Origin of the sequence: Micromonospora sp. II, assembly GCF_001709195.1 — a bacterium.
GTDB lineage: Bacteria > Actinomycetota > Actinomycetes > Mycobacteriales > Micromonosporaceae > Micromonospora > Micromonospora chalcea.
This window is the reverse complement of sequence record NZ_LYXF01000068.1, coordinates 1-8,892: the sequence shown is the minus strand read 5'-3', so window position 1 is coordinate 8,892 and position 8,892 is coordinate 1. Positions and strand designations below refer to the sequence as shown.

11 protein-coding genes are annotated in these 8,892 nt (G+C 74.0%); 3 read left to right on the top strand and 8 right to left on the bottom strand.

The genetic code is table 11. The features are described from left to right. Positions 1-146: 146 nt before the first annotated feature. Both A8711_RS28150 and A8711_RS28145 read left to right on the top strand, forming a co-directional pair. Entirely contained in the window at positions 147-491 is a 345-nt protein-coding gene (locus A8711_RS28150) for a metallopeptidase family protein (RefSeq protein ID WP_176722904.1), read from the top strand. 86 nt (positions 492-577) lie between these two features. After that, positions 578-1,297 carry an AIM24 family protein gene (locus A8711_RS28145; protein ID WP_043327727.1) on the top strand — a complete coding sequence of 240 codons (720 nt, stop codon included), beginning with the start codon at positions 578-580 and terminating at the stop codon, positions 1,295-1,297. A 43-nt stretch (positions 1,298-1,340) separates the two neighbouring features. On the opposite strand, the gene pheA is transcribed toward A8711_RS28145, so the two are convergent. The 4 genes from pheA to A8711_RS28125 form a co-directional block, all read right to left on the bottom strand. After that, a complete protein-coding gene (pheA, locus tag A8711_RS28140) occupies positions 1,341-2,297 on the bottom strand; it encodes a prephenate dehydratase (protein ID WP_043327728.1) in 957 nt (318 codons plus the stop codon). Between the two features lie 10 nt (positions 2,298-2,307). Next, entirely contained in the window at positions 2,308-2,847 is a 540-nt protein-coding gene (locus tag A8711_RS28135; RefSeq protein ID WP_064448084.1) for a hypothetical protein, read from the bottom strand. Between the two features lie 72 nt (positions 2,848-2,919). Continuing rightward, complete coding sequence (locus A8711_RS28130) at positions 2,920-3,372, bottom strand: hypothetical protein (RefSeq protein ID WP_030499431.1); 453 nt, start codon at positions 3,370-3,372, stop codon at positions 2,920-2,922. Between the two features lie 144 nt (positions 3,373-3,516). After that, a complete protein-coding gene (locus A8711_RS28125; protein WP_043330823.1) occupies positions 3,517-4,254 on the bottom strand; it encodes a hypothetical protein in 738 nt (245 codons plus the stop codon). A 162-nt stretch (positions 4,255-4,416) separates the two neighbouring features. On the opposite strand from A8711_RS28125, the gene A8711_RS28120 reads away from it, so the two are divergent. Beyond that, positions 4,417-5,631 carry an arginine deiminase gene (locus A8711_RS28120; RefSeq protein WP_043327730.1) on the top strand — a complete coding sequence of 405 codons (1,215 nt, stop codon included), beginning with the start codon at positions 4,417-4,419 and terminating at the stop codon, positions 5,629-5,631. A gap of 8 nt (positions 5,632-5,639) precedes the next feature. Here the strand turns inward: A8711_RS28120 and A8711_RS28115 are convergent, their stop codons facing one another. The 4 genes from A8711_RS28115 to A8711_RS28100 all read right to left on the bottom strand — a co-directional run. Continuing rightward, a complete protein-coding gene (locus A8711_RS28115; RefSeq protein ID WP_069089873.1) occupies positions 5,640-6,524 on the bottom strand; it encodes a DUF5926 family protein in 885 nt (294 codons plus the stop codon). Positions 6,525-6,584: 60 nt separating this feature from the next. Further along, complete coding sequence (locus tag A8711_RS28110) at positions 6,585-7,001, bottom strand: ATP-binding protein (RefSeq protein WP_176722903.1); 417 nt, start codon at positions 6,999-7,001, stop codon at positions 6,585-6,587. 63 nt (positions 7,002-7,064) lie between these two features. Further along, the gene (locus A8711_RS28105; RefSeq protein WP_043327733.1) at positions 7,065-8,519 is read right to left on the bottom strand and encodes an ATP-binding protein; all 1,455 of its coding nucleotides are present in this window, start codon (positions 8,517-8,519) and stop codon (positions 7,065-7,067) included. A gap of 76 nt (positions 8,520-8,595) precedes the next feature. Next, on the bottom strand, positions 8,596-8,892 hold a 297-nt coding region (locus A8711_RS28100; RefSeq protein WP_304441907.1), incomplete at its 5' end, for a glycerophosphodiester phosphodiesterase family protein.

The window sequence follows — 8,892 nt, the reverse complement described above, 5'->3', positions numbered from 1 at the left end:
ATCTCCCGGCTGCTGTCGCCGGGCGCGCAGATCACGCTGAACGCCCGCCTGGCCTGACCATCACGTACGGCACGGCGGGGGTGTCCTGCGGGCCGCCCTCGCCGTGTGACGTGCCGATTCTGGGGGAGTGACCGGGCCGCGTGGCCGTGGAGATGAGCCGGGACCGGTTCGAGGAACTGGTCGGCGAGGCACTCGACGAGGTGCCCGAGGAGCTGCTCGGGCTCATGAGCAACGTGGTCATCCTGGTCGAGGACGACCCGCCGCCGGGCGAGGACCTGCTCGGCCTGTATGAAGGGCACGCGCTCACCGATCGCGGCTGGGACTACTCCGGCGTGCTGCCCGACCGCATCCTGATCTACCGCAATCCGATCCTGGCGATCTGCGACACCGACGACGACGTCGTCGAGGAGGTCGCGGTGACCGTGGTGCACGAGATCGCCCACCATTTCGGCATCGACGACGAGCGTCTGCACGCCCTGGGCTGGGGCTGACCGGGTCCCCGCCCGGCTGATTCCGGCGGTTGCGCCGGTCCCCTAACCTCCGTGTTCAGGCACATTCTGACCCAGGAGGAAAACCCATGCGCAGCGCGCTGTTCTCCGCGGAGAACCTTGAGAAGGAGTCCCAGCAGCCGGGCATGCGGTTGCAGAACTCCAAGATGCTGAAGATCGAGCTGAACGGCGAGGCGATGGCCCGCGTCGGCTCGATGGTCGCCTACCAGGGCCAGGTGCAGTTCCAGGCCCTCGGCTCCGGCGGTATCGGCAAGTTCATCAAGCAGCGCCTCACCGGTGAGGGCGTGCCGCTGATGAAGGTCTCCGGGCGCGGCGACGTGTTCCTCGCCGACTTCGCCAAGGACGTGCACGTCATCGACCTGGAGCCGGGCGACGCGCTGTCCATCAACGGCTCCAGCGTGCTGGCCTTCGACTCGACCCTGCAGTACGACATCAAGATGGTCGGCGGCGCCGGTTTCGCGTCCTCCTCCGGCCTGTTCAACTGCGTGTTCACCGGGCACGGCCGGATCGCCATCACCACCAAGGGCACCCCGGTGGTGCTCAACGTGGACGCGCCGACGTACGTGGACCCGCAGGCGGCGGTCTGCTGGTCGGCGAACCTCCAGACCGGCTACCACCGCGCCGAGCAGCTCGGCCTCGGCACGCTGCTCGGCCGCAGCACCGGTGAGGCGTTCACGATGAGCTTCGCCGGTCAGGGTTTCGTCGTCGTCCAGCCCTCTGAGGAGCCTCCGGTGGCCGGCAGCGGCACCCAGCAGCAGGGCGGCGTGCTCGGCGGCCTGCTGCAGTGACCATCCGGTGCCCGGGGCGCCCGCCGTGGTCGCCCCGGGCCGGTCAGCTCAGCTCGCCGGACCGCAGCCGGGCCACCCAGGCCGCCGCGTCGGCGTAGTCGAGGTCGGAGGGCCCGGTGGACGCCGCCGCCGACCGGTCACCCGCCGCCGCGTTCCAGCGGTGCCGGGGGTACGACCCCAGGAACCGCACGTCGGCGCAGACCCGGCGCAGCCCCTGCAACGCCTCGCCGAGGCGTACGTCGGCGACGTGCCCGGCGCAGTCCAGGAAGAACACGTACCGGCCGAGCGCCTCACCGGTGGGGCGGGACTCGATGCGGGTCATGTTCACGCCCCGAACCGCCAGTTCCATGAGCACCGCCAGCAGCGCGCCCACCCGGTCGTGCGCGATGTAGACGGCCAGCGAGGTGAGGTCGTCACCGGTCGGCGGCGGAGGCGGCCCGGGGCGGGACACCAGCGCGAAGCGGGTCACCGCGTCCGGGTGGTCGGCGATCTTGTCGGCGAGGACCGCCAGCCGGTGCCGGGTCGCGCCGATCGGGGCGCAGATGGCGGCGTCGTACTCGCCGCTCGCCGCGCCGGCCGCCGCGGCGCCGTTGGAGAGCACGTCGACAACTGTGGCGTCGGGCAGGTGCTCGCGCAGCCAGCCCCGGCACTGGGTGGACGCCTGCGGGTGGGCGGCCACGCCGCGCACGTCGGCGAGCGTGGTGCCGGGCCGGGCGGCGAGCACGAACTCCACCGGCAGGACGACCTCGCGGGTGATCACCAACGGGTCGCCCTCGGCCAGCTCGTCGAGCGTCACGCCGACGGCGCCGCCGATGGAGTTCTCCAGCGGCACCAGGGCCGCGTCCGCGTCGCCGGCGCGTACCGCGTCGAGCGCCTCGCCGACGCTGCGCGCCGGTGTGCGCTCCCCGCGTTCGGCGGCGGGCACCGTTCGCAGGGCCTGTTCGGCGAAGGTGCCCTCGGGGCCCAGGTAGACGAAGCGGGTCGGCGGTGTTCCCGGCATGCCGACCAGCCTACGCACCCGGCGTGCCGTCGCAGGCCAGGGTACGGATGCCGGGCGGCGCGAGGGTCCGCACCTCGACGCCGCACACGTCCGTCCCGGCCGTCACCAGCGTCGGCGTGCCGCTGCCGCCCCGGGTGACGACCTGCAGCTCCTCGTGTCCGGCGACCGCCAGCACGGTGTACTGCCACCCTTCGGCGCAGAGCGGACCGGTGGCCACTGTGACCCGGACGTCGCGGGGCAGCACTCCGGCGGACCCGCGCAGCAGCGCGACGATCCGGTCGCCGGACGGCCGGCCCCGGCACGGCGTCGCCGTCACCGGCGTGGACGGGGAGAGCACGGGCGCGGACGGTGTGACAGGTGCCACCGTCGTGGCGCTCGGGGTGGGCGTGGCGGACGTCGACGGGACCGGCGCGGGCGTGGCGACGGCGGGCGGCGTGCGCAGCTCGGGCGGCGCGCCGCAGGCGGCGAGGGCGAGCACCGCCAGCAGCGCCAGTGGGCGGTGCCGGCGACCGGGGTGGGGGGTGCGGAGCACGGTGGGCGTCCTCGGCATCGAGGGATGTCGTCGTACGGCGGGGCCGAGCCCATCGTAGGAGGAGGCCGGGCCCGGGTGGAAGCGTGCCGGTCAGACCGCGGAGAGGAAGGTGAGCGAGCCGGCCACCACGCCGTCGGTGAGCACCGGGGTGGAGATCGCGTCGACCGTGCGGCCGGCGTCGGAGTTGGGGCCCTGCACGCGGAGCAGACCCCGGGCGAGTCGCCCGGAGTGCAGCGCGAGCAGCGGCGGAATCTTGTCGGTCTCCTGCTCGGTCAGCTCGCTCGGGCTGGCCGTGAAGTCCACCAGGCGCAGGCCGCCCTCCAGCAGCGGCAGGCCGATCACGTCCCCCGGCGCGCCCAGGCAGAGCAGCGCGCAGCCGGACGAGGAGATCGCCACGACCGTGGTGCCGGCGTCGATCAGCAGGCACGGCTCGGCGGCTCGGGAGACCATGCCGGACCACTGCCCGAAGTTGTCGGACTCCTGCTCGGTGGAGCCCGCCGGGGGCGCGAACACGTCCGAGAGTGAGAGTTCGACGTGGGCCACCGCGCCTCCTATGTACACCGACGGTCTGTCCACGCTAGCCGGTCGGTGCGGCGGGAGCATCGGCTGCCGGGCGGCCGGCGACGACGCGGACCGACGGAACCAGTCGGGGGCGGAGCCGGGGGCCGCGTGGCGTCGCCGGAGACGTTACCGGCGGGCGGCCCGCTTGTCAGCGGCCGTTCGGCCCTCGTCGTACCACCGGTAGTCGGCGGTTGGACGGTACGTGCCGTTGAACCACGTCGACGGTGCCTGGGCCACGCGGGACAGCTTCTCGGCGGTGGCCGGGCTGATCCGGTTCCCGCCGGCCACGAGCAGGCGGTCCAGCTCCCGGTGGGTGGCCATGAGGCAGTCCTTCGGCAGCCCGTAGACGCTGATCACGCCGGAGCCGACGAACGTCAGCACCGGCGTGACCGGGATCGGCAGGCCGACCGCGTCGGAGAGGGCCTTGCTGGCCCGCTTGGCGTCCCGGCGCGCCTCCGCCACGTACGGCGGGCGCTTGCCGTTGATCTGCACGACGTCACCGGCGACGAGCACGCGCGCGCGGCCGTGGTCGGCGATGGTGACCGCGAACAGGCCGCTCGGGCCGATGGCCAGGAACCCGGCCCGGTCGTCGCGGACGCGGTCGAGCAGCATGTCGGCCGGGTCCGTCCGGGGCCACTCGATGACGTGCCAGGCGGGCCCGAGGTGGTCGAGCTGGCCGAGGGCGCGGGCCCCGGCGGCTTCCAACCGGCGGGCCCCCCGCTCCGCCCGGCGACGCCGGGCCCACTCCAGTGGAGTCGGTCGGGCCGGTTCGAGCACCGACGTGGGCTCGACCCGGGTGTGCGGCACCGTGCGGGGCGGCAGTGCCCTGCTCGGTACGGCTCGACGAGCGGGAAAGACAGTCATCGCGACCTCCGGCAAAAGGTCTCTCGAAGTTATGTCTCCACTACCCTACGTTGCGCCCCCGGGGGCTCGGCAAGCCGGGGCGCCGGAGTGAGTGTGGATGAATGCCATATTCATCCACGCTTCTTTTCCGAATGGTGCGCAAGCCTGCCCTAGGCTGCGGGGGTGACCCACTATGTGGACAGCGAAGTCGCCCGGCTCGGGACGGTGTTGCTGCACCGCCCGGGACCGGAACTCGCCCGCCTCACCCCACGCAACAACGACTCGTTGCTGTTCGACGCCATCCCGTGGGTGGGACGGGCGCAGGAGGAGCACGACGCGTTCGCGGCGGCGCTGCGGTCCCGCGGGGTCGAGGTGCTCTACCTGGCCGACCTGCTGGCCGAGACGCTCGCCGTGCCGGACGCCCGGGCCGAGCTGACCGATCAGGTGCTGCGGTCCCGCCGGCTCGGCCACACCCTGCGGCGCCGGGTCGCCGACCACCTGGCGTACCTGGACCCGGCCGGGCTGGCCGACGTGCTGATCGCCGGGCTCGCCCACGAGGAGCTGCGCATCGGCGGCGACCGCCCCGGCGGTCTCGTGTGGACCCTGATGGACCGGCACGACTTCGTCATCGATCCGCTGCCCAACCTGCTGTTCACCCGCGACTCGTCGGTGTGGATCGGGGACCGGGTCGGTGTCACCAGCCTGGCCATGCCGGCGCGGCGGCGGGAGACCACGCTCACCGACGCGATCTACCGCTACCACCCCCGGTTCGTCGGCACCGAGTTCGTCTACCACCCGCGGCTGGAGCATCTGGAGGGCGGCGACGTGCTGCTGCTCGCCCCGGGGGTGCTCGCCGTCGGCGTCGGCGAACGCACCACCCCGGCCGGCGCGGAGCGGCTGGCCCGGCAGGTGTTCGCCGCCGGCCTGGCGCACACCATCCTGGTGGTCCCGATCGCGCAGGAGCGCGCCACCATGCACCTGGACACGGTCTGCACGATGGTCGACACCGACGCCGTGCTGATGTACCCGAACATCGCCAACGAGCTGTCCGCGTACACGGTGATCGTCGGCGCGGACGGCGACGACCTGCGGGTCGACGGCCCGGCGCCGTTCCTGCGCGCCGCCGCCGACGCGATGGACCTCGATCAGCTCCGGGTGATCGACACCGGCCTCGACCCGGTCACCGCCGAACGCGAGCAGTGGGACGACGGCAACAACACGCTCGCGCTCGCGCCCCGGCTCTGCGTCGGGTACGAGCGCAACGTGGAGACCAACGCGCAACTGGAACGGGCCGGCATCGAGGTGATCGCGATCGCCGGATCGGAGCTGGGCTCCGGGCGCGGCGGCCCGCGCTGCATGTCCTGCCCGCTGGTGCGGGAGAAGGGCGGGGCCGCCTGACCGGAACGTCAGCGCAGCGTCAGCTGGCGGCCGAGCAGCCCCTGCCGCGACCGGCGGCCGGCCGCGTCCAGCGGCGCCTGCTCGGCGACCGCCTCGGCGTAACGCTTGGCGAACTCCGCCAGCGGCGCCTCCCACTCGGCGGCCGGGGTGTCCTCCGGCAGGTCCCAGACCGGCGCGAGCCGCCCGTGTGCCCGGAACATGCCGGCGAACTTCGTGTCGTCGCCGAGCGTCAGCGCGCCGGCCGCGCCGAGCCGGGACAGCGCGTCCAGCGCGGCGTCCTCGTCCTCCGGCAGGACCATCCGCACGTGGGCCTTCTCCGGCACCTGGCACCAGTACGCGGCCCGCGCGGCGGCCAGCTTCACGGTCGGGTAGATGGCCGAGTTGGCCCGCTCCAGGGACGCCTGCACGTTCGGGTCGTCGGCGGCGCCCGGGTCGAGCCAGAAGTCGAACCCGTCGTGCATGGTGATCTCCAGCGGGCCGTCCACCAGGATGTCCTGGAGGCGGGGGCCGGGCCCGGGCAGCGGCGGCACGCTCACCTGGCCGCCCGGCTCGGTGCGCAGCGCGGAGATCAGCGCGTCGGCCAGGTCCCGGGAGACGTCGCCGGACTGCTGGTGCCGCTGCAGACCGACGAAGACGCGCCCGTCCGGCTTGGTCATCGCCGGGGCGGCCATCGGCAGCACGGTGGCCAGCGTGACCGGGCGGTCGCCGTACTCCTCGATCAGTTCCGGGGTGAGCCGCAGCGGCGCGGACGCGGCCGGGACCAGCTCACGCAGGGCGATCCACTCCGGCTCGTCGACCAGGCCCTCGAACGGCCGGGGCACGAAGACGTCGCGCACCTTCTCCCGCTTGGGGGTGCTCTCGCCGACCCGCTGGTTCTTCCGACGCTTGCTCATGGCGAGACAGCCTAGATGCCGGGCCGCGCGGGTGGGGGCAGGACCCGCCTGCCCGTGCGTTCAGCCGGCCGCGACCAGGCCCGGCCGGTGCGCCGGGGCCGGATCGAACCGTGCCCAGACGCTCTGGCCCAGGCCGTCGCGCTCCACGCCCCAGCCGCTGGCGAGCCCGGCGACGATGTGCAGCCCGCGCCCGTCGGCGGCGTCCGGCGAGGCGGCCCGCATGCACGGGCCGGCGCCGGAACCACCGTCGGTGACCCGGAGCTGGATGCTCGGCCCCTCCTCGGTGACCCGCAGCCGCCAGGCCACCCGGACCACGCCGCCGGGCAGCGCGTCGGCGTGCCGGACCGCGTTGCCGACCAGTTCGGCGAGGACCGCGACCAGGTCGGCCAGCAGAATCGGGGGTACGACGCCGGTCAGCTCGTCGGCGAGCCGGTGCCGGGCCAGACGCGCGCCGGTCGGGTCGTGGGGCACCACCACACACCACGACCGTTCGGGCGGACCAGTCGACACGTCGTTCCTTCCCCGTCTGCGAGCGCCGGGTCAACCCCGCGGCAGCCGCACCTCTGCGACCGTACCGCCACCGGCTCTGGGCCGGAGGGATACCCATCCATTCTGCTGTTCAACGATCTGGCGGACGAGATAGAGACCGAGTCCCGCGCCCGGATACCGCCGGCGGTCACCGGACTCGCCCTGCCAGAACCGGTCGAAGGCCCGCTCCACGTGTTCCGGGCGGATGCCGATGCCCCGGTCGGCCACCCGGAACGAGACGGTCCGCTCGTTCGCCTCGGCGGTGACCTCGATCGGGGTGTCCGGCAGTGAGTACTTCCCGGCGTTCGTGCCCAGCTCGGTGAGCACTGTGGCGAGGCTGTGCCGGTCGCCGAGCGCCTTGGGCAGGTCGGCCGGCAGGTCGAGCACGACCCGGTGCCGGATGTCGGCCGGCAGGTCCGTCGCCGCCGCGCGCAGCGCGTCGACCAGGTCGAACGGCGCGGCCGGTTCCCCGCCGGGACGGTTCTCGGTGGCGGCGGTCAGCAGCCTGTCGACCAGGCGGGCCAGCTCGTTCGCGCGCTGGCCGATGATCCGCGCGGCCTGCCGGCGGTCGTCGTCGCTCAGCGAGTCCCAGTGGTCGGTGAGGGTGTCCGCGTACCCCTTGATCACGGTGACCGGGGTCCGCAGCTCGTGGCTGGTCACCGCCACGAAGAGATCGCGGTCGTGGTCGCGCCGCTGCTGGTCGGTGACGTCGCGGAAGGTGACCACGCGCAGCGCGTTCGGGCCGGGCAGCTCGCCGGAGGTGATCCGCAGCCAGCGCCCGTCCGGCATCCGGTGGTCGAGCACCTGGCCCGGCGGCGGCAGCGGGAACGGCAGCGGGCGGCTCAGCGCCTCCTCCGCCGGACGGCCGGTCACCTGGACCGCCGCCGGGTTCCAGAGCCGGATCCGCCCGTCGCGGTCCACCACGGCCAGCCCGTCGGCGAGCGCCGCCACCACCGGGCCGTCCCCGTGCACCGGCAGGCCGGTCTGGTCGCCGTACATGTGCGCGACGCACGCGGCCACGTAGCCGATCACGGCGCGTTGCGCGGCATCCGGCGGCTCGCCCAGCGGGTAGAGCGCGTGCAGGCTGCCGACGGTGAGACCGCCGATCTCGGCACGCGCCACGATCATCCGGCTGAGCCCCCGGCCGGCCACCTCGTCGGCGAGCGCGCCCGGGATCGCGTCGACCCGGACCTCCCGCACCGGCGGCCCGGCGAGCAGGCAGACGGTGGCCGGGTCGGTGGCGGGCAGCGGTCGGCCGAGCACGAACTCGGCGCGGCCGGTCGCCGCGATCACCCGTCCGCCGGCCGGGGTGAACTCCACGAAGACCAGACCGGCCGCGCCCACCGCCGGTCCGACCTCGTGGAGCAGGCGGTTGAGCACTGCGGGACCGGACTCGCCCGCGTTGATCATGTTGATCACAGTCGTGTGGCCGGCGATGAGGGCGGGGTAGTCGGTTCGCTCCGGCATGTCCCGAGTGTGCCGCGCGGCAGCCCTCCCGGACACCCCCGGCCGGTCGACCGTGGCCGATACCGATCGACCGGACTCACCGGCCCAACCGGGCCAGCGCACGGGCCGGCCGGTCCGTGATCACCCCGTCCACGCCGGCTTCCAGCACGAGTTCCAGATCCTCCGGCTCGTTGACGGTCCACACGTACACCGAGTGGCCGGCCGCGCGCAGCGAGGGAACCAGGCGCGGGCGGGCCCGGACCAGGTCCACGCCAGGACCGGCGATCCGGGCGCCGAACGGCAGCCGGCCCAGCGGCAGCAGCCGCGGCAGCACCTCCAGCAGCAGCACCGTGGGCAGCGCCGGGGCGAGTTCCCGCATCCGGCGTACGGCCAG

Excerpts from the sequence above, each read along its gene's own strand:
- A8711_RS28145 (WP_043327727.1), top strand. The coding sequence starts at position 578 with ATGCGCAGCGCGCTGTTCTCCGCGGAGAACCTTGAGAAGGAGTCCCAG.
- pheA (WP_043327728.1), bottom strand. The coding sequence starts at position 2,297 with ATGCCGGGAACACCGCCGACCCGCTTCGTCTACCTGGGCCCCGAGGGC.
- A8711_RS28135 (WP_064448084.1), bottom strand. The coding sequence starts at position 2,847 with ATGCCGAGGACGCCCACCGTGCTCCGCACCCCCCACCCCGGTCGCCGG.
- A8711_RS28125 (WP_043330823.1), bottom strand. The coding sequence starts at position 4,254 with ATGACTGTCTTTCCCGCTCGTCGAGCCGTACCGAGCAGGGCACTGCCG.
- A8711_RS28115 (WP_069089873.1), bottom strand. The coding sequence starts at position 6,524 with ATGAGCAAGCGTCGGAAGAACCAGCGGGTCGGCGAGAGCACCCCCAAG.
- A8711_RS28105 (WP_043327733.1), bottom strand. The coding sequence starts at position 8,519 with ATGCCGGAGCGAACCGACTACCCCGCCCTCATCGCCGGCCACACGACT.